Source organism: Alishewanella jeotgali KCTC 22429 (assembly GCF_000245735.1).
Classification (GTDB): Bacteria; Pseudomonadota; Gammaproteobacteria; order Enterobacterales; family Alteromonadaceae; genus Alishewanella; species Alishewanella jeotgali.
In genome coordinates this window covers 43,269-62,880 of record NZ_AHTH01000011.1, presented here as the reverse complement: position 1 = coordinate 62,880, position 19,612 = coordinate 43,269, and the positions used below count along the sequence as shown (strand labels likewise).

General features: G+C 50.9%; 16 protein-coding genes. 13 read left to right on the top strand and 3 right to left on the bottom strand.

The window, feature by feature from the left end; genetic code table 11:
- Positions 1-52: 52 nt before the first annotated feature.
- The gene (locus AJE_RS05855) at positions 53-955 is read right to left on the bottom strand and encodes a tetratricopeptide repeat protein (protein WP_008950077.1); all 903 of its coding nucleotides are present in this window, start codon (positions 953-955) and stop codon (positions 53-55) included.
- A gap of 446 nt (positions 956-1,401) precedes the next feature.
- Here AJE_RS05855 and AJE_RS05850 point away from each other — a divergent pair, with 446 nt between their 5' ends.
- Positions 1,402-2,646, top strand: coding sequence for a malic enzyme-like NAD(P)-binding protein (locus AJE_RS05850; RefSeq protein ID WP_008950076.1), 1,245 nt, complete (start codon positions 1,402-1,404; stop codon positions 2,644-2,646).
- 70 nt (positions 2,647-2,716) lie between these two features.
- Here AJE_RS05850 and metJ read toward each other — a convergent pair whose 3' ends face one another.
- Complete coding sequence (gene metJ, locus AJE_RS05845) at positions 2,717-3,052, bottom strand: met regulon transcriptional regulator MetJ (protein WP_008609027.1); 336 nt, start codon at positions 3,050-3,052, stop codon at positions 2,717-2,719.
- Positions 3,053-3,232: 180 nt separating this feature from the next.
- On the opposite strand from metJ, the gene metB reads away from it, so the two are divergent.
- The 8 genes from metB (at position 3,233) to argH (ending at position 14,099) form a co-directional block, all read left to right on the top strand.
- On the top strand, positions 3,233-4,405 hold the full coding sequence (metB, locus tag AJE_RS05840; protein WP_008950075.1) for a cystathionine gamma-synthase: 1,173 nt from the start codon (positions 3,233-3,235) through the stop codon (positions 4,403-4,405).
- Positions 4,406-4,416: 11 nt separating this feature from the next.
- Complete coding sequence (locus AJE_RS05835) at positions 4,417-5,523, top strand: aspartate kinase (protein ID WP_008950074.1); 1,107 nt, start codon at positions 4,417-4,419, stop codon at positions 5,521-5,523.
- Between the two features lie 148 nt (positions 5,524-5,671).
- Positions 5,672-8,581, top strand: coding sequence for a ligand-binding sensor domain-containing protein (locus tag AJE_RS05830; protein ID WP_008950073.1), 2,910 nt, complete (start codon positions 5,672-5,674; stop codon positions 8,579-8,581).
- 141 nt (positions 8,582-8,722) lie between these two features.
- Complete coding sequence (gene argC, locus AJE_RS05825; RefSeq protein ID WP_008950072.1) at positions 8,723-9,751, top strand: N-acetyl-gamma-glutamyl-phosphate reductase; 1,029 nt, start codon at positions 8,723-8,725, stop codon at positions 9,749-9,751.
- A complete protein-coding gene (argB, locus tag AJE_RS05820; protein WP_008950071.1) occupies positions 9,748-10,512 on the top strand; it encodes an acetylglutamate kinase in 765 nt (254 codons plus the stop codon). The genes argC and argB overlap by 4 nt, the downstream gene beginning before the upstream one ends.
- Before the next feature lie 60 nt (positions 10,513-10,572).
- Positions 10,573-11,487: an ornithine carbamoyltransferase gene (locus AJE_RS05815; RefSeq protein ID WP_008609021.1), complete on the top strand. Its 915-nt coding sequence runs from the start codon at positions 10,573-10,575 to the stop codon at positions 11,485-11,487.
- An 8-nt stretch (positions 11,488-11,495) separates the two neighbouring features.
- Entirely contained in the window at positions 11,496-12,710 is a 1,215-nt protein-coding gene (locus AJE_RS05810; RefSeq protein WP_008950070.1) for an argininosuccinate synthase, read from the top strand.
- A gap of 3 nt (positions 12,711-12,713) precedes the next feature.
- Positions 12,714-14,099 (top strand): argininosuccinate lyase, encoded by a 1,386-nt coding sequence (gene argH, locus AJE_RS05805; protein WP_008950069.1) that lies wholly within the window; start codon positions 12,714-12,716, stop codon positions 14,097-14,099.
- A 60-nt stretch (positions 14,100-14,159) separates the two neighbouring features.
- Here argH and AJE_RS05800 read toward each other — a convergent pair whose 3' ends face one another.
- Complete coding sequence (locus AJE_RS05800; protein ID WP_008950068.1) at positions 14,160-16,661, bottom strand: penicillin-binding protein 1A; 2,502 nt, start codon at positions 16,659-16,661, stop codon at positions 14,160-14,162.
- 154 nt (positions 16,662-16,815) lie between these two features.
- Between AJE_RS05800 and AJE_RS05795 the strand changes: the two genes are divergently transcribed.
- Genes AJE_RS05795 through AJE_RS05780 form a run of 4 tightly spaced genes read left to right on the top strand, consistent with a single transcriptional unit; the run spans position 16,816 to position 19,605 of the window.
- The gene (locus tag AJE_RS05795; RefSeq protein ID WP_008950067.1) at positions 16,816-17,895 is read left to right on the top strand and encodes a pilus assembly protein PilM; all 1,080 of its coding nucleotides are present in this window, start codon (positions 16,816-16,818) and stop codon (positions 17,893-17,895) included.
- A complete protein-coding gene (locus AJE_RS05790) occupies positions 17,883-18,476 on the top strand; it encodes a PilN domain-containing protein (protein ID WP_008950066.1) in 594 nt (197 codons plus the stop codon). Before AJE_RS05795 ends, AJE_RS05790 begins: the two co-directional genes overlap by 13 nt.
- Positions 18,476-19,075: a type IV pilus inner membrane component PilO gene (locus tag AJE_RS05785; RefSeq protein ID WP_008950065.1), complete on the top strand. Its 600-nt coding sequence runs from the start codon at positions 18,476-18,478 to the stop codon at positions 19,073-19,075. Before AJE_RS05790 ends, AJE_RS05785 begins: the two co-directional genes overlap by 1 nt.
- Positions 19,072-19,605 (top strand): pilus assembly protein PilP, encoded by a 534-nt coding sequence (locus AJE_RS05780; protein ID WP_008950064.1) that lies wholly within the window; start codon positions 19,072-19,074, stop codon positions 19,603-19,605. Before AJE_RS05785 ends, AJE_RS05780 begins: the two co-directional genes overlap by 4 nt.
- Positions 19,606-19,612: the final 7 nt, after the last annotated feature.

Here is a 19,612-nt window from a genome sequence, read left to right as displayed (position 1 = left end):
ATCTCTGCGATCTGTTGTTGCAGACCAAGGGCGCACTCTTTGTTACTTGTTTTTACTTGCCACCCGCCAGGGCTTCAGAAATTGAACCAGAGCTGCTATCCGGGCGGATCACACCGCAGTTGCTGCCACTTTGCTCACAGCTAACGCCACGGATCCGGCTTCCAATCGAGCGGTTATCATAAAGCCCCGAGGCAGACAGCCTTTTAACAATGCCTTCCAGCATATTATTGGCCTGTAACGCCTGACCGGTAACCCGGATCACTTCCATATTTTCGACTTGCCGTAACTCCTCGACCAACGTCTGATGTTGCTGGTCCGCCGCGAGTAGGGCTGTCACTTCCTGTAAGTAAGGACGGGCGGATACCTGTCCAGCCAATACTAACTTCCGGTACAGCTCGGCGGCACCCGGCAGATCCTGCTCGACGCCGGCACCATATTGTTTTAACTGTGCTGACAACAACATGGCACTGGCCAGTCGCTGCTCTGTGGCCAATTCCAGCAAGCGGATAGCCTCTGGTAACTGTGCTTCCTGTTCTGCTTGTAGCAGTTGCACCGCTTTGGCATATTGTGCCGGCGCATATTTTAAATTGACCGCCTGATCAAGCAAGCGTTGCGATTCGGCTAGGTCTTGTTCCAGCATAAAACCGTTTCTAAGCCAGTCGGACATCAAAAAGACTGCCATAGCGTTGCGCTGCCGCACGCCCATCCGTAAATAACGAATGGCTTGCTCGTTACTTTGCTCCAGACCATCGCCGGTGGCATAAGCCATTGCCACCAGCGCAGCTGCATCACCGCTGCCGCTTCGCGCCAATCTGATTAAACGGCGCAGCTCTTTGCTGCAATCGGTTTCGGTGCAAACCCTATCGCTATCGACAGTGCTGGCATAGCTGGCGTTTGAATACCAGGCCAGGGACGCCGTGCTGCACAGCAGTGCGGCTAAAAGTAGCGTTTTCATATCACCTCTGGTTAATAAAGAGTTAATGGTGTTGATTTTAGCTACTTACGGCCGAGGGTCAAGCTTTGGTCAGTGACAGATTGTAAATAAGTATTTCGGTTAACATATTGTAACTACGCATCTGGACAAATCGACGCTAAAAAGCGACTGAACATAAGGTGAATTTGCCGCTTACCCCTGCTTTTTTGTCGTAAAAGCAGAGAAAAGTGATGATAATTGGATGTCCAGAACTCTTGGCGGCTGAGCATTTTCTTGTTATAACTGGTTACGAATTATACCAAAGTCGTAATGACGTAACTGCCTTACTCTGGTACGTCCAGCACGATTTCAGTGTTTTTCCAGATCAGAGCTCATTAGAATGAGCCGACCACCGGCCCGCTGTATAACAAAAAACCTATAAATTAGTGCCGTAGTCTGTACCTACACTTACTCAGGAAAAAATTGGAATGTCAGATTTCAGAGAACAAGCGCTGCGTTATCACGCAGAACCTCGCCCAGGGAAAATCAGTATCGAAATCAGTAAAGCTGCCGAAACCGTTACCGATCTGGCACTGGCTTACAGCCCCGGTGTGGCTGAACCGGTGCGTGAAATTGCCGCTGATCCGGACAACATTTACAAATACACCGCCAAAGGCAATATGGTCGCCGTGATCTCTAACGGTACGGCGATCCTGGGGTTAGGTAACCTGGGCCATCTGGCGTCAAAACCGGTAATGGAAGGTAAGGCGCTACTATTCAAACGTTTTGCCGGCCTGGATTCAATTGATATTGAAGTATCGCACCGCACTACTGAAGAATTTATTACCACGGTCGCCAATATTGCTGACACCTTTGGTGGTATTAATCTCGAGGATATCAAGGCGCCGGAGTGCTTTGAGATTGAGCAGGAACTGATTAAGCGTTGTAATATCCCGGTATTCCATGATGACCAGCACGGTACTGCTATTGTCACTGCTGCCGGCCTGTTAAACGCGTTGGAAATCCAGGGCAAAGATATCCGCAAAGCCATTATTGTTTGTATGGGCGCCGGCGCTGCTGCCATTGCCTGTATGGAGCTGCTGATAAAGTGCGGCGCCATGCGTGAGCATATCTATATGCTTGATACCAAGGGGGTGATCCATACCCGGCGTGAAGATCTGAACCAGTACAAGCAACTGTTCGCGAACAATACCGATAAAAGGACCCTGGAGGATGCGCTGCAGGGTGCTGACGTCTTCGTTGGTGTTTCTGGCCCCGATGTCCTGCCGCCGGCAGCATTAAGCCTGATGGCGGATAAGCCGGTGATCTTTGCCTGTTCCAACCCGGATCCAGAGATTAAACCTGAACTGGCGCACGCCGAACGTGGTGATTTGATTATGGCTACCGGGCGCTCGGATTATCCGAATCAGGTGAATAATGTGCTGTGCTTCCCCTTTATTTTCCGTGGTGCATTGGATGTGCGCGCCAGTGTGATTAATGATGAGATGAAGCTGGCAGCCGTGCAGGCGATCCGGGCTATTGCCAAGGAGCCGGTACCTCAGGAAGTGCTATTGGCGGCTAAAGTTAGTAGTCTGGAGTTTGGTAAAGGCTACATTATTCCGAAGCCGATGGATCCCCGGTTATTACCGCGGGTTGCCCGTGCGGTAGCGGAAGCGGCAGTTCGCTCCGGGGTGGCCAGGATCCCGATGCCGGCAGCCTACTTTGATGCCTGAGAGTAGAAGTGTCTGATAATAAAAAAACCGCCAAAAGGCGGTTTTTTTATTTAGAACGCGTTGGCGTTATTTATTCTTCATCACTATCGGCTTCGATAATCACCGGAATTTCTTTACCCATGCTGGTCAGGATTTGTCTGACTTCAGCCGGGATTTGATGTGGATTATCTTTACGCAAGTCGTCGTCTGCCGGTAGCGGCTGACCGGTAAAAGCATGCAGGAAAGCTTCGCACAGTAACTCACTGTTAGTGGCATGCCGCAGATTATTGACCTGACGGCGGGTACGTTCATCGGTTAAAACTTTTAAAACATTCAGCGGTATCGAGACGGTAATTTTTTTAACTTGTTCTGATTTTTTACCGTGTTCTGCATAGGGGTGAATATATTCACCATTCCACTTAGCCATAAGGGATCCCTTGTCGTTAATTTTTGTTTTGCAGCGTAGCGCAAAACGGGAATTCTACTGCTTTCTGTCGGTGAGTCAAATAGTGTGCAATAAATAAAGATTATAGACGGCTAAATGGTTTGACTTCCAGTTAATAATGAATATACTTTTGGACGTCTAAACATCCAAAAGAGTTGAAGCATGAGTCATCGCCATCCCGCTACGATTAGCGCCCGGGCAGGTATCGCTGAAGATACCGCCTTCGGTGCCATCACGCCGCCCCTTTACCTGACCTCGACTTATCAGTTGCCGGCCTTTGGTCAGCCCGGTCCCTATGATTATTCGCGCTCGAATAATCCTACCCGCGATATTCTGGGTGAAGCCCTGGCGGAGCTGGAAGGTGGTGCCAAAGCCATTGTTACCAATACCGGAATGTCGGCGTGTCTGTTAGCGCTGCAGTTACTGACCCCGGCTGATACCTTGGTGATCCCACATGATTGCTATGGTGGCAGCTACCGTCTTTTTACTAATCTGGCGCAGAAGAAGCAGGCGTTCAAGCTGGTGATTGTCAATTTTCAACAGCAGGATTGGCCTGAACAGATTAAGCGGGCGGCACCGACGATGATCTGGCTGGAAACACCGAGCAACCCCTTGCTGCAGATCACCGATATTGCTGCGGTGTGCCAGCTGGCGAAAAGTCTGACCGCAAAGGTCGTGGTAGATAACACCTTCCTGTCGCCGGCATTACAGCAGCCGTTGGCACTGGGTGCCGATCTGGTGGTGCATTCGACCACCAAGTTTATTAACGGCCACAGCGATGTGATTGGTGGCGCGGTGATCTGTAAAACGCAAGCCTGCGGTGACGAGTTAAAATGGTGGGCGAATTGTCTGGGATTGACGGCAGGCGCTTTTGATAGTTATTTAACCTTACGTGGTTTGCGGACTCTGACCCCTCGCTTGCAGTTGCAACAGCAGAACACCGCAGAGGTGGTGGCCTTTCTGCAACAACACCCGCTTATTGGCAAGGTGTACTATCCCGGCCTGGTGGATCATCCCGGCCATCAGATTGCTAAGCGCCAGCAATCTGGCTTCGGTGCCATGTGTAGCTTCGAGTTAAGCGCCCCGCCAGCCTTACTGACCACCTTTTTCAGTAACTTACGCTACTTCACGCTGGCCCAGTCTTTAGGCGGGACGGAGAGTTTGATTTGTCATCCTGCGACCATGACCCATGCCTCTATGGACGCAGCGGCCCAGGCCACTGCCGGGATAGGGGCAACGTTGATTCGGGTGTCGGTTGGTATTGAATCAGCCCAGGATCTTATTGCCGATTTAGCTCTGGCACTGGATGCCGTGGCTGCGGTACAACAGCAGTAAGTGAAAGTAGTATGACTGATTCTAAGCAAGTAAAACCGGGTGTCGCAGCGTCTTTGACGACGCTCAATGTTGTTGTCGCCGGCACCGGTAAGGTCGGCGCTGAGTTTTTACGATTATTGGCATCGCAGCAACAACGCTTTGCCGGCCAGATCAGGCTTAATCTTTGCGCTATCCTGAATTCGCGCCAAGCCTTACTCAGCGATACCATCGAGAGTCAGGCTTGGTCCAGTGCTTTTAGCGATGCCAAGCCTTATCAGCAGGCAAATTTAGTTGCTTATCTGGCAGCACTGCCCAGCCCCAAGGTTTTGATTGATATCACCCCCAGTCAGGACTTTGCCAGGCTCTATCCGGCTTTTATTGCCGCAGGTTGTCATCTAATCAGTGCCAATAAACAAGGCGTTACTTTGCCGGGCGCTGAATATCAGCAGATCCTACAAGCATTGGTTCGTAGTGGTTTACGCTGGTTGAGTAACACCACCGTCGGTGCCGGGATCCCGGTACAGCGGGTGATGCAGGAGTTATTACAAAGTGGCGATCAGATCCGCGAGGTGAGCGGGGTATTTTCGGGCACGCTATCCTGGTTATTGTGTCAGTACGATGGTACTACAGCCTTTTCTGAACTGGTGTTACAAGCACAGCAGCTGGGCTATACCGAGCCAGATCCACGCGATGATCTTTCTGGTAAAGATGTCCAGCGTAAGCTGCTGGTATTGGCTCGTGAGCTGGGTGCGGAATTAGAGTTAGCGGATATTGAGCTGGAACCACTATTACCTGCCGGGTTAGCGGACGGTGACCTGGCCGGATTTTGGCAGCAGCGCCAGCAATTGGACCTGATGCTGGCTGAGGCTTACGCCAAAGCAACTGCCGAAAATAAGGTGCTGCGTTACGCCGCCAGTCTATGCTTAGTGGATGGGCAGGTACAGGCCGGGGTCCGTTTAGTTGCTGTGGACAATAAGGCGCCGCTGGCAGCCTTGGCACCCTGTGACAATATCTTTGTTATCACATCTGACTGGTATCAGCAGAACCCACTAGTGCTGAAAGGTCCGGGCGCCGGCCTGTTGGTAACGGCCGGTGGTTTGCATGCAGACTTAGCGGAGTTAGTGAAGTCTGTCCGTTAGTCTAGGCGTGTTAATGTTTGCGGCAAAAACAAGCAGCAAACGTCAACACGCCCTAAATGCTGGTATGACTTGGCAATTAAGCTAAAACTCAGGTAATCTGAGCATAACGGCAGTATTGCCTGCTGCAACGGATGAATGGATTATCTGCATGCCATTATTGCACCTGTGTTGCTGGTTGTTGTGCATCTTTCTGGCCCTCGCGCCCGGCGCTGGCGCTACCCCTGCCAAATTTCATTCCGAGCCCGGCCCGGTGCCGGCGCTGGATAATTATTTTAAAGAAAGCCTGAATACCCGAGATGGCTTACCCCACAACACCATTAATGCGCTGGCTCAGACCGCAGATGGCTATTTATGGTTTGGCACCTGGGAAGGTGTCGCGCGTTACAATGGTCGCGAATTCAAAATTTTTGACCGTAGTCCGGAAACTGGCTTACCTGATGTCGGGGTCAGAACTTTCCATGTCGATTGGCAGCAAGATCTTTGGATTGCCGGTTCCCGCGGCGGATTAGTCAAAGTTAGCAATGGTGTCTGGCACGCCTATCCGCCGCTGGGGGTACTGATTAACCGGGTGCTGCTGGATAGTCAGCGTCGATTGTGGATCGCCACCGAAGGTAAAGGCTTGTATTTGCAGGATGAAGCTGGCCAGCGCCGGGTCTGGCACCGGGCTGATGGCTTACCCTCAGAGCAGGTACATAGTTTACTGGAAGACGCCACTGGCCGGATTTGGGTAGGTACCTCGGATGGGCTGGTATTTCTGGATCCGGATCTGCAGATCCAACAGGTTGCTTCCGCCGAGTTACAACGTACCCCGGTATTTGCGTTGCTTGAGCGGCAGCATGAATTATTGGTCGGTACTGAGCGCGGACTTTTTGCACTGAGCGACCCGCAGGCTCAGCCGCTATCCTTATTGGCCAATGTGCCGGTTTCGTCATTATTACCACAAGGCCCGGATATTTTATGGATCGGTACCGTTGATCGGGGATTATTCCGACAAGCCCGTGGCGTGACTGAGCAGCTGGATATCCGCCAGGGCTTACCGAATAACAGGGTACTGGCGCTGTTACTGGATAAAGAGAATAGTATCTGGGTTGGCACTAACGGCGGTGTATTCCGCTTGCGTGATGCTCCTTTCAGTACCTTTACTACCGAGCAGGGCCTGGCCAGTAACTTTGTCCGAACTGTGTTATCGCATTCTGACGGCTGTTTGTATATTGGCAGCAGCGGCGGATTAAATCGTTACTGTGATGGCGAATTAAGTCGCTTAGATCTCAGCACTGTCAGTGTTGGTCAGTCAGTATTGAGCCTGGCCGAGGGGCCTGATGGCAGTTTGTGGGCCGGTACCTATGCTGATGGCCTGGTCCAGCTTCGCGATGACAAGGTGGTACAACATTTTCATGCCGATAACCGCTTGCCGGCGAATGAGGTACGGGCGGTACTGCCATTGGCAGATGGTAGTGTCTGGGTTGGTACGGCGCTCGGCGCTGTATGGCTGACCGCTGCCGGTGATAAGCTGTATGGCCGGGAACAGGGCCTGCCCAGCCCCTTTATTATGGGCCTATATCAGAGTTCCGATCAGCGGATCTTTATTGGCAGTGGAGCCGGTGTTGCAGTGCTGTCTGCAACAGGTGAGTTGCAGCGTCTGGATTTGAGTGGCTTCGATGATGCTGATTATGCCTTTGGTTTTGCCGAAGATAAGGAAGCTGGTTTGTTATGGATGAGTACCGACCGTGGATTACTGGCATATCACTTACAGACCGATCAAATTAGTATGATAGGCCGGGCGCAGGGCATGCCGTTCGATAAATTATTCCAGTTGGTATTAGATCAGCAAGGACATTTCTGGGTCAGCAGTAATCGCGGTGTGTTACGGCTAAATCGGCAGCAAGCGCTGGAAATCGTTAACGGACAGCGGGGCTGGATTGATATTGAGTTATATGGCGAAAGTGATGGCATGGCCAGTGCTCAGGCCAATGGTGGTTCTGCCAAGGCTGCAACCCTGCACCATGATGGTTCAGTCTGGATCGCGACCTCCATGGGCGTCAGCCGGGTACAGCCAGAGCGCTTAAAGCAATTTGCGCGACTGACGCCTCCGATCGTTGTTGAGGAGCTAATTGTTGACGGTGAGTCGCTGCCTCTGGGCGGGACGCACCGATTGGCCCCGGGCAGTAACCGCATTGAGTTTCAGTATGCCGGTTTGGGCTATGTGATGTCGCAACGGATCCAATACCGTACCCTGCTGGAAGGCTTTGATAGTCAGTGGGTAAACCGTGGCGCCGCCATCAGTGCTGAGTACACCAACTTACCACCGGGATCTTACCGTTTCCGGGTTGCTGCTGCTTATCCCGGTGGTGACTGGAGTAAAAATGAGGCGATTATTGAATTTACCTTACTGCCCCAACTGTGGCAGCGCGGCGGTTTTCAGTTATTGCTGTTAGGGCTATTGGCAGGCAGCCTGTTTTTGGCGATCCGTTGGCGCCTGAGTAGTCTGCGCCACAGTGAGCTGCGCTTGCGTAAGCTGGTAGCTGAGCAGACATCAGAGTTACAGTTATTGGCCAGGCAGGATGCGCTAACGGGCCTGGCAAACCGTCGTGCTTTTGATGAAGCCTTGCAACATGAATATCAACGCTCGCAGCGTTACCAGACGACTTTATGCCTGGCGTTGTTGGATGTGGATCATTTTAAGCGGGTTAATGATCAATTATCGCACGCGGTCGGTGACGAGGTGTTAAAGCGGGTCGCGGCAGTATTGCAGCAACAAAGCCGCAGCATCGACCTACTGGCCAGGTGGGGTGGCGAAGAATTTGCCATGCTGTTGCCCGATACCAGTTTGCAGGATGCAGCTGAAGTCTGTGAACGTCTACGGCAAAAAATCGAGAAAATGGATTTATCCGATCTGGCCAGCGACCTTCGGATCACCATTAGTATTGGTTTAACCAGTAACCACAAGTTAGATCTATCGCAATTATTGTTGAATGCTGACCATGCACTTTATCAGGCAAAACGCGAGGGGCGGAACAAATTGGTACTGGCCGATCTGCCACAACAGACTGCTTCCTGAGCAGGTCCCAGCTTGCAGTTTTCATATAAAAATTCAAAAAAACAGCATAATAATTCTTGATTATGCATATCCATCCCACTACACTAGGCGCCAGTTTGTGCTATAACTGGTAGCCTGTGTTTTAGTTAGTAAGAGTATTTCATGTCTGATATTTCAAAATCCCCGAAAATCCGCAGTGCGGTATTAGGCGCCGCTGGTTACAGTGGTGCAGAGCTCTGTGCCTTACTTAGCGCAAACCCTTATTTTGAACTCAGTTATGCTTTCGCTTCTGGCGGCCGCGATCCTGAACCGCTGGCCAGCTTATATCCGCGTTTTGCCCGTCAAGTCGATATTCTGGTGGAACCCTGGCAGGATAGCCTGATCCCTGAGCTGGATATCGAGGTAGCATTTCTGGCATTACCGCATGAGGCCAGTGAAGAGGTGGCGCCTAAACTGCTGGCCAAAGGGATTAAGGTGTTTGACCTGTCCGGCGCCTTTCGCTTAAAGCAGCCAGAGCTGTATCCGCAGTACTATGGCTATGTCCATCAGCATCCGGAATTACTCGAGCAAGCCGTCTATTCGTTAATGGAATGGCAAACTGAGCCGCTGGGTGATCTGGTCTCGGTACCCGGCTGTTATCCTACCGCTTGTTCACTGGCGTTATTACCGGTATTAAAGGCCGGTCTGGTTGCGGCGGATTGTATCCCGGTGATCAGCGCGACCAGCGGTGTATCGGGCGCAGGCCGTAAAGCCAGTCTGACCACCTCTTTCTGCGAAGTCGGCCTGAATGCCTATGGTTTCTTCAAGCATCGTCACCGGCCGGAGATTGAGCAGAACCTTGGCCGTAAAGTGGTATTCACCCCCCATCTGGGTAATTTTAAACGTGGCATTCTGGCCACCTGTGTGGTGAACCTGAACCCTGGTGTCAGTGCGGAGCAGGTAAAGTCGGCCTTTACCCAGGCCTATACCAGTAAACCGCTGATCCGCTTTACCGATAAATCCCCTAATGTGGCTGATGTTGCCGGCACTCCGTTCTGTGACCTTTACTGGCAACAGGATGGTGAACAACTGGTGATTATGTCGGCGATCGACAACCTGTTAAAAGGCGCGGCAGCACAGGCCATGCAAGCAGCGAACGTACGTTTTGGCAAACCGGAAACGGTCGGTTTATTTGCAGGAGCTGTCGCATGAAGCCCGTGGTATTAAAAATGGGCGGCCGCCTGTTACAAGACAGAGCGGCGCTGGATGCCTTGTTAGCGGTATGTGCCAACATTAAACAGCAGCGACCGGTGGTGCTGGTGCATGGTGGCGGTGACCAGGTTGATCAGTGGCTGGCGAAATTTGGTTTTAGTACCGAAAAAATTGATGGTCAGCGGGTGTCACCGGCTGAGCAAATGCCAGTGATAACCGGTGCCTTGGATGGTGCTGTCAATGCCGAAATGGTCAGCCGCGCGATATTAGCGGGTTTAAACCCCGTTGGTTTGAATTTGTCAGCCGGTAACAGCTGTCAGTTTAGTGTTAACACTAAACTGGGGGCGGTTGGTATCGCAAAGCCGGCTGAGCCGACCTTACTTAACCTGTTATTAGAACAAGGTTTTACCCCGGTATTTAGCTCTATTGGTATAGGTGCAGAGGGGCAGCTGTTAAATGTGAACGCGGATCTGGCTGCAGCGGCGATTTGTCAGCTGGTCAAGGGCCAACTGGTGTTACTGACCGATGTGCCGGGTATTTTAGATGCCCAGATGCAACTGATCCCAACCTTAAGCACGGCGCAAGCGGCTGAGCTGGTGACACAGGGCGTGATCAAGGGCGGCATGAAAGTCAAATTGGATGCCGCGCTGGAAACGGCGGCGGCACTTAAAAGCAATATCGTTGTTGCTGGTTGGCAGCATCCGGAAGATTTGCAAAACCTGATGCAGGATAAGCCCGTTGGCACCTGCATTATGTATTAACCTCAGGGCGCAGCTTAGCGCCACAGTATAAGGAAACCGCTTAGCGGATACGTGTGTTTTATGAGTAAATTAACCCAGCTGCTGTGTTTAGCTGAACTGGATCAGACACAACTTAAGGCGCTGCTCGAGTTAGCGCTGAATATCAAACAAAACCCGCAGGATTACCAGCAGGCATTAAAGGGCCGCAGCATTGCGCTGTTGTTTGAAAAGCCCTCGCTGCGTACCCGTGTCAGTTTCGATGTTGGTATTTACAAACTCGGTGGCCACAGTGTCTATCTGGATCAGCAAAACGGTGCCATGGGCGTGCGTGAGTCGGTAGAGGATTTTGGCAGCAATCTGGCTTGCTGGACCGATGCGATAGTGGCACGGGTTTACTCGCAAAAAACGCTGGTACAGCTGGCGCTAAGCAGTAAAAAACCGGTGATTAATGCGCTGAGTGATCTCTATCATCCGTGTCAGGCACTGGCCGATTTACTGACCTTAAAAGAGCAATATGGTGACCTGAGTAAAGTGCATCTGGCCTTTGTTGGCGATGGCAATAATGTCTGTCATTCTTTGATGTTGGGCGCCGCCATTATGGGCATGGATCTGACAGTCGTGACGCCACAGGGCTTTGGTCCGGATGCTCATGTGCTATTAAAAGCACAGGAGCTGGCACAGCACAGCGGCGCCAAGCTGACACTCAGTCAGCATTTATCGTCAGCCGCCGGTGCGGATGCGATCTATACCGATACCTGGGTGTCGATGGGGAATAAAGCCGATCCGGCACAGGTACAACGTATTTTTGCACCTTATCAAATTAATACCGCCGCCATGCAACGGTTGGCAGTAAAACATTTTATGCACTGTTTGCCGGCACATCGTGGTCAGGAAGTGACCAGTGAAGTGCTGGACAGTGAATTTTCTCTGGCATTGCAGCAGGCGGAAAACCGGATGCATGCACAAAATGCTGTGTTAGTCAGTTTATTTAGTTGAGGTTGGTGATGAGCGTAAAGAACGTAAAAAAAGTGGTACTGGCTTATTCTGGCGGTTTAGATACCTCGGCCATTGTACCTTGGTTAAAAGATAACTATGACTGTGAAGTCATCGCTTTCGTCGCTAATGTTGGCCAAGGTGATGAAGAGCTGGCCGGTGTAGAGCAGAAGGCCATTAACTCTGGCGCCAGTAGCTGCTATGTTGTCGACTTGCGCGAAGAGCTGGTAAACGAAGTGATTTTCCCAACCTTAAAAACCGGCGCCGTCTATGAAGGCCAGTATCTGCTTGGTACCTCAATGGCACGGCCAGTGATTGCCCGTGCTCAGGTCAAACTGGCACTGGAGCTGGGTGCTGATGCACTCTGTCATGGCTGTACCGGTAAAGGTAATGATCAGGTGCGGTTTGAAGGCGCTTTTGCTGCCCTGGCACCGCATTTGAAAGTTATTGCGCCCTGGCGGGAGTGGGAGTTTAACTCCCGGCAATCGCTGTTAAATTATCTGGCCGAGAAGAAGATCCCAACCACGGCTTCTGCCACCAAAATCTACAGCCGCGATGCTAACCTGTGGCATATTTCGCATGAAGGCGGCGAAATTGAAAATCCATGGAATGAGCCATCTGACCAGATCTGGATGTGGACCAAATCACCAGAGCAGGCGCCGGACAAAGCCGAATATGTAGAGTTGAGCTTCGAAGCCGGTGAGCTGAAAAAGGTTAATGGTCAGGCCATGAACGGCGTAACAGCCATTGAGCTGTTAAATGCCGTTGGCTCTGAGCATGGTGTTGGCCGGATTGATATCGTCGAAAACCGGTTAGTCGGTATGAAGTCCCGTGGCTGTTATGAAACACCAGGCGGTACCATTATTCTGGCGGCACTAAAAGGCTTGGAAGCGCTGGTTTATGACCGCACCTCACTGAAATATCGCGAAGAGGTGGGGTTAGAGTTTGCCCAGCTGGTCTATGATGGCCGTTGGTTTACACCTTTAAAAGACGCCTTACTGGCCGCTGCCACCTCCTTAGCGGCGCAGCTGACCGGTGATGTAGTGGTCAAGTTGTATAAAGGTAATGTCACTGTGGCCAAACGTCGCTCGCCGAATAGTTTGTACTCTGAAGCCTTTGCTACCTTTGAAGGTGATGAAGTCTATAACCAGAAAGATGCTGAAGGCTTTATCCGGTTGTACAGTCTGGCCAGCCGGATCCGGGCGCTGCACGCGAAGAAGGATTAAGTTATGGCGATGTGGGGTGGTCGCTTTACCGAAGCGACACTGGCTGAGTTCCGCGATTTTAACGATTCGCTGAGTTTTGATTATCAACTGGCGCTGCAGGACATCGCGGCTTCGCGTGCCTGGGCCGCCGGTTTGTTGCAAGCCGGTATTATCAATCAGCAGGAAGCGCAGCAACTGGATACCGGCTTGGCTGACTTAGCGGTGGCGATTGAGGCGGATCCGAAGTTACCGTTGCAAACTCAGGAAGAAGATATTCACAGCTGGGTGGAAGCTCAGCTTACCGCTAAACTGGGCGCGGTGGCGAAGAAGTTACATACCGGACGCAGCCGTAATGATCTGGTTGCTACCGATCTGCGGTTATGGACCCGGCTAAATGCTGGCTATGTGCGACAGGCGTTATTATCAGTACTCAGAGCCTTGCTGGTATTTGCCGAGCGAGCCGGTAGCGACGTGATGCCGGGTTTTACTCATCTGCAGCGCGCCCAGCCGGTTTTAGTGGCGCATTGGGCACTGGCTTATGTCGAGATGTTTAAACGTGACCTGAGTCGCTTAGATGACGCTGTAGCACGCTTAGATGTGTGTCCGCTGGGCTGTGGTGCACTGGCCGGTACTGGGGTGGCGATGGATCGGCATACACTGGCACAGCGTCTGGGGTTTGCCCAGGCAGCAGCCAATAGTCTGGATGCGGTATCAGATCGCGATTATGTGGTGGAGCTTTCCGCTGCCGCCAGCTTGTGTATGACGCATTTATCACGTTTGTCGGAAGATGTGATCTTCTTCTGCTCAGGTGAAGCGGCGTTCTTTAAACTGGGTGACGCCATCAGTAGCGGTTCTTCGCTGATGCCGCAAAAGAAAAACCCGGATGTATTTGAGCTACTGCGCGGTAAAACCGGCCGTGTGCTCGGACATTTGGTCGCCATTTTGCATGTGCTGAAAGGCTTACCGCTGGCCTATAACAAAGATATGCAGGAAGACAAACAGGGCTTTTTCGACCTGATGGCAACCTGGCAGCAATCTCTGCTGGTTTTGGCAACGGTATTACCCCATTTAGCAGTCAATACAGAGCAATGTCGTCGGGCCGCCGAGCTGGGTTATAGCAACGCGACGGATCTGGCTGATTATCTGGTAGCCAAGGGTGTGCCGTTCCGTGACGCGCATGAGCTGTCTGGAGCGCTGGTGTTAAAAGCTTCAGCGGCCAAGGTCGCGCTCGAAGCATTACCACTGACTGAGATGCAGCAGGTCAGCCCGCTGATTACCGATGACGTCTACGCTGCGCTGACTATTGAAGCCGGTTTGGCCAAACGAGCCGCCTATGGTGGTACAGCGCCGGTGCAGGTATTACAGCAGTTAAAACTGGCACAGCAATGGTTTGATACTGTTAGTCATTAGTGTGCTCAGCAAGTATAAAAAAACCGGCAGTGCCGGTTTTTTTATACTCTGAAAGTATGCTTAGAACAGCTCTTCCAGTTCCTGCTTTTGTTGATTGTTCTCACCAAATTGCACCTGAGGTACGCTACCTGATACGTATTGCGTCGGCTCAGTGCCAAGTTTGAAGAACTCAAAACTGCTGGTATGGTCAGTGCTGCGGCTTAACAGCCCGGTTGTCAGATCTATGCGCACTGACGAAATGCCGACCGGTGGCGTAACGGTTTTTTCCGGATAGGCAGGCAGGATCTGCCGCATAAAACTCTGCCAGGCAGGCATGGCGGTGCGGGCACCGGACTCAGCTCCGGCGCTTTGCTCCCGACCAAGATTGGCATTCCACAATGCCCGGCCGAGGCTGCGGTTAGCATCATCAAAACCGACCCAGCTGGTTACCGCCAGATCACTGTTAAAACCAGAGAACCAGGTATCTTTCGAATCATTGGTGGTACCGGTTTTACCCGCCAGATCACGACGGCGCAGGTTTTGTAGCTGCCAGGCGGTACCATTCCAACCTGTGCCCTGGCGCCAGTCGCCACCACCCCAGATACTGCTTTTCAGCGCATCGGCGATTAAAAAGGCGTTTTGTGCCGAAATCACCCGTGGTGCGGCTTGAATCGGTGTTTCACCGTCCGTTTCCTGACAAGCTTCACAAGCTAACAGCGGCTGATGTTGAAAGATGACTTTATCCTCGGCATTCAGTACCTTATCGACAACATAAGGCTGCACCAGAAAGCCGCCATTGGCGAAGACGGCATAACCGGTAACGACTTCCAACGGCGTCGACGAGGCAGAGCCCAGGGCCAGTGTCTCGTTGCGGGGCAGATCGGTGGCGCTAAAGCCAAATTTTAGTAACTGTTCGATAGTGGCGTCGATACCGATACCGCGCAATAAGCGGATGGAAACAACGTTTTTCGATTTCGCCAGAGCTTCGCGGATCCGGATTGGCCCGTCATAGACTGCTGGCGAGTTGCGTGGCCGCCAGGCAATACCGGCACCGGCATCCCAGTGGTGGATAGGAGCATCGTTCATTAAGCTGGCTAAGGTATAGTTATGCTCGAGCGCAGCAGAATAGATAAAGGGTTTGATATTGGAGCCTACCTGACGTTTAGCCTGGGTTACCCGGTTAAACTGGCTTTGCGCAAAACTATAGCCACCGACTAAAGAGCGGATAGCACCATCTTTTGGATCGATGGCCACCAGGGCACTGCTGGCGGCTGGGATCTGGCTCAGGCGCCAGAGCTCATCCTGCTGCCGTACCAGGATGTGCTGGCCGGGTTTCAGGATCGCCGCTGCTGTTTTCGGTGCCGTGCCCTGACGCTCATCGGTGATAAAGCTACGGGCCCATTTCAGGCCATCCCAGGACAGCTCCTGCAGTTGGCCGCCTTTTAGCAGCACCATGGCACTCTGCTGTTTCACGTCTAATACGATAGCCGGAATAAGGTCCTCAATACCTTGCTGACGGTCCAGGTAAGCATTAATTTCCGCAGGCTCAGGTCGGTTCTTCTCGGTAAATACCGGCTCTGCAGCATCGCTTTGCTGCAACTGACTTTGCCACAATTCGGCGACCGGACCACGATAGCCATGACGCTCATCATAGTCGTACAAATTCTGTTGCAGGGCCCGGCGGGCAATGGCCTGATCTTTACTATTGATAGTGGTATAAACGCGAAAGCCTTCAGTGTATGCAACTTCTTCACCAAAACGGTCAACCATTTGTTGGCGCACCATTTCGGCGATATAGGGAGCGGAGGCGGTGATCTGGGCACCATGTAACCGGCTGGTCACCGGGGCGGCGATGGCCGCGTCGTAGGTGGCGCGATCAATAGCGCCAGTGTCCAGCATCCGGCCAAGCACAACGTTACGACGGGCACGGGCGTTACTGGCTGAACGTACCGGGTTTAATACCGATGGCGCTTTGGGCAGACCGGCAATAATCGCCATTTCGTCAACAGTAAGTTCCTGTACCGTTTTACCAAAATACACCTGAGCCGCAGCTCCCACCCCAAAGGCGCGATGACCCAACTCAATTTTGTTCAGGTAGAGTTCAAGGATTTCATCCTTGGTCAGCAATTGCTCAATATGAATGGCCAAAAAGATTTCTTTGATTTTACGGATCAGCTTTTTTTCACGACTTAAGAAAAAGTTCCGCGCCAACTGCTGGGTAATAGTACTGGCGCCCTGGCTGAGCTCGCCAGAGGTGGCAACCACGGTTGCGGCCCGCATTATACCGATAATATCAATACCCGGATGCTCGTAAAAGCGGGTATCTTCGGTGGCCAGGAAGGCTTGAATTAAAAGCGGGGGCATTTCGTCCAGGCGTAATGGGATCCGACGTTGCTCACCAAATTGCGAGATCAGTTCGCCATCAGCAGTAAACACCTGCATCGGCGTCTGTAGTCTTACGTCTTTCAACGTAGCAACATCAGGCAGATCAGCTCTTAACCAAAAATAGGTGCCCGCAATGCCACCAACACCTACCAGGAAGGCTATAAAAACAAAAATGATCAGTTTTTTAAACCAAGACACCTGAAGACCCCAATTTTTAACTCCCAATTTGGTAATATCACTGCTAGTATATATTTATTAGACTGAGATTAAACGCTTTTTCTTGCCAAAAAATCAGCTCTGGGCTAAGAATAACTAACTATAAATCGCTAACAAAAAACGGCTGCAGGACGCTATGATTAAAAGCCTGTTTAGTAAACAACCCCCAATAATGGTGGGTATAGATATTGGCTCGCACTCTGTGAAAGCCGTACTGTTAAGTCAGCACAGCGGATATTATAAAGTGGAAGCCTTTGCGATAGAGCCTATGCAAAAAGGGGCTATGTCAGATCGCGAAGTGCAAGACATTGAAGCCGTTGGAAATGTGTTGGCTAAAATTCGTAAAAAGATCCCTCGCTCAGTAAAACTTGCAGCCACGGCCATCTCCGGCTCGACAGTGATAAGCAAAGTCATTTTTATGGATGTCTCCTTAACCGACGCTGAATTGGAGAGCCAAATAGAAGTGGAGGCTGATACGCTTATTCCTTATCCTTTAAATGAAGTAAGCCTGGACTTTGAAAAGCTTGATGTTAACGAAGCCGATCCCTCTAAAGTAAATGTTTTGCTGAGCGCCGCCCGGACTGAGAGTATTGAAGCAAGGGTCGCAGCCCTGACGCATGGTGGTTTTACTGCCAAGGTAGTAGATGTTGAAAGTTATGCCCTAAGCCGTGCCGCTGAACTGTGTTTGAATCAACTACCTGCCGATGCCGCGAACAAAGTGGTGGCCCTGGTAGATATCGGTGCCACTATGACGTTACTGAGTATCGTTGAAGGGGGGAAAACGCTCTATACCCGGGATCAGGTATTTGGTGGTGAGCAGTATACGCGGAGCATTCTGTCTTACTACAACAAAAGCTACGAGGAAGCCGAGCAAGCGAAGGTTAATGGTGATTTACCCCCCAACTATACGTTCGAGGTATTGGCGCCATTTCAAACTATGCTACTGCAGCAAATTCGACGTGGTATCCAAATGTATTTGACCAGCAGTGGTAAAGATGCGGTCGATTATTTGGTGGTGTCAGGGGGCTCAGCGTTAATCGAGGGTATAGATAAGCTATTAATCGATGAGCTCGGTATCCACACTGTGATTGCTCATCCGTTTTCCAGTATGGAAGTGTCAACCGCCATCGATCGCGACGTACTGGACAAGAGTGCACCTCAGCTGATGGTAGCGAGTGGTCTTGCGCTACGGAGTTTCTCATCATGGCATCTATAAACCTGTTACCCTGGCGTGAAGCCGCCAGAAAAGAGCGTCAGAAGAATTATGTCATGGTATTGGCGTTGACAGCTATAGTCAGTTTTCTGGTGTTCTTTCTGATTAACTTGGTTTACAACGCACGCCTGGATGGTCAGGCGAAACGTAACCAATATCTCGAGAGTGAGATCCGAATTCTGGATCAACGCATCGCTGAAATCCGTAATCTCAATGAGACAAAGCGTAGTTTGCAGCAACGGATGACGTTGATAGAACAGCTGCAAGGTAGCCGTAATCTCGGCACTCAACTGATGTTAGAGATCTCGCGCATCGTACCTTCCGGTGTTTATCTAACCCAGCTTGAGAAGAAAGGTTCTGCGCTGTTGTTATTAGGGAAAAGTGAATCGAATAACAGGTTATCTAATATGTTACGGGAGGCAGAGCAGTCAGAGTTGTTGTCGGCACCGTATCTGGAGTTTATCGAAGCCGGTAAGGAGCGTTCATCCTTGCTGAGTGATTTTCGTATGCATGTCAAGATTGCTGGCTACGAGGCATTGGAGCAACAAACCAATGCCGCTAACGCAGCTCAGGGAGGCAGATAATGGCACTTAATATGAAATTATCTGAAATCGATATTAACGATTTAGACCTCGAAAATATGGGATCTTGGCCCCTGGCCGTAAAAGTGATTTTCGCATTGATTGTTGCCGCGTTAGTTTCTGTTCTTAGCTACTATTTATTAATCGATAGTAAAATTGAACAGTTAAACGCAGCCAAGCAGAAAGAAACTGAGCTACGCCAAACTTATCAGACCCGGTATGCTTCAGCAGTAAACCTTGAAGTTTATCGTGAGCAAATGAAAGAAATGGAAGAGACATTTGCTATCTTGCTAAAACAACTCCCGACAACCCACGAAACACCTGGTTTACTTGATGATATTACCTATGTCGGCACAACCAGCGGATTAACTTTCATTCGGATTAACTGGGAACCTGAGATTGAAAAAGAGTTTTACACCGAGTTGCCGATAAAAATTGATGTAGTTGGCGATTATCATCAGTTTGGTAATTTCGTGAGTGAAGTCGCTAAGCTACCGCGGATTGTTAGTTTGCATGATTTCACTATCCAGGCCGATAAAGACAATAAACTAAAATTTAATGTGGTCGCGAAAACCTACCGTTATAAGGAGAGCACAAAATGAGAGCTCTTATAACTGTTGTCGCCGCTACCTTGTTTCTTACCGGTTGTTTTGATGATTTGAGCGATATTCAGCAACACATGGAAAATGTGAAATCCAACTCTCGACCTAGAGTGGAGCCTTTGCCACAAGCAAAAGAGTTTATCCATATACCTTACACAGTGGCAGGAACGCGCAGTCCCTTCTCTGAGCCGACACCCGAAGCAATTCAGGATCGATTCTTGCAACAGCAAGATTGTATGCACCCGGACCCGAACCGTCGTAAAGAACCACTGGAACGCTTTGCTTTGGATAATTTACGGATGCGCGGTACCTTAGGTGATGGTACTCAGCTGTGGGCTTTAGTGGAGTCGGCGGACAAGGCGCTACATAGAATCACGTTAAATAACTACATGGGGCTGTTTCACGGCAAAGTTATTAAGGTTGAACCCACTCATATTGACTTATTGGAGATGATCCCTGATGGGTCTGGTTGTTGGGTTGAGCGTACTACGCGAGTCCAGATGTTCGATGCTGCAACTGCAGGTAACTAAGTGTGCG

What these genes read in the sequence shown, in the direction of transcription:
- AJE_RS05810 (WP_008950070.1), top strand. Translation starts at nt 11,496, where the DNA reads ATGAGCGTAAAGAACGTAAAAAAAGTGGTACTGGCTTATTCTGGCGGT.
- argC (WP_008950072.1), top strand. Translation starts at nt 8,723, where the DNA reads ATGTCTGATATTTCAAAATCCCCGAAAATCCGCAGTGCGGTATTAGGC.
- AJE_RS05815 (WP_008609021.1), top strand. Translation starts at nt 10,573, where the DNA reads ATGAGTAAATTAACCCAGCTGCTGTGTTTAGCTGAACTGGATCAGACA.
- AJE_RS05785 (WP_008950065.1), top strand. Translation starts at nt 18,476, where the DNA reads ATGGCACTTAATATGAAATTATCTGAAATCGATATTAACGATTTAGAC.
- AJE_RS05790 (WP_008950066.1), top strand. Translation starts at nt 17,883, where the DNA reads ATGGCATCTATAAACCTGTTACCCTGGCGTGAAGCCGCCAGAAAAGAG.
- metJ (WP_008609027.1), bottom strand. Translation starts at nt 3,052, where the DNA reads ATGGCTAAGTGGAATGGTGAATATATTCACCCCTATGCAGAACACGGT.
- AJE_RS05855 (WP_008950077.1), bottom strand. Translation starts at nt 955, where the DNA reads ATGAAAACGCTACTTTTAGCCGCACTGCTGTGCAGCACGGCGTCCCTG.
- AJE_RS05780 (WP_008950064.1), top strand. Translation starts at nt 19,072, where the DNA reads ATGAGAGCTCTTATAACTGTTGTCGCCGCTACCTTGTTTCTTACCGGT.
- AJE_RS05850 (WP_008950076.1), top strand. Translation starts at nt 1,402, where the DNA reads ATGTCAGATTTCAGAGAACAAGCGCTGCGTTATCACGCAGAACCTCGC.
- argB (WP_008950071.1), top strand. Translation starts at nt 9,748, where the DNA reads ATGAAGCCCGTGGTATTAAAAATGGGCGGCCGCCTGTTACAAGACAGA.
- AJE_RS05835 (WP_008950074.1), top strand. Translation starts at nt 4,417, where the DNA reads ATGACTGATTCTAAGCAAGTAAAACCGGGTGTCGCAGCGTCTTTGACG.
- metB (WP_008950075.1), top strand. Translation starts at nt 3,233, where the DNA reads ATGAGTCATCGCCATCCCGCTACGATTAGCGCCCGGGCAGGTATCGCT.
- AJE_RS05830 (WP_008950073.1), top strand. Translation starts at nt 5,672, where the DNA reads ATGCCATTATTGCACCTGTGTTGCTGGTTGTTGTGCATCTTTCTGGCC.
- AJE_RS05795 (WP_008950067.1), top strand. Translation starts at nt 16,816, where the DNA reads ATGATTAAAAGCCTGTTTAGTAAACAACCCCCAATAATGGTGGGTATA.
- argH (WP_008950069.1), top strand. Translation starts at nt 12,714, where the DNA reads ATGGCGATGTGGGGTGGTCGCTTTACCGAAGCGACACTGGCTGAGTTC.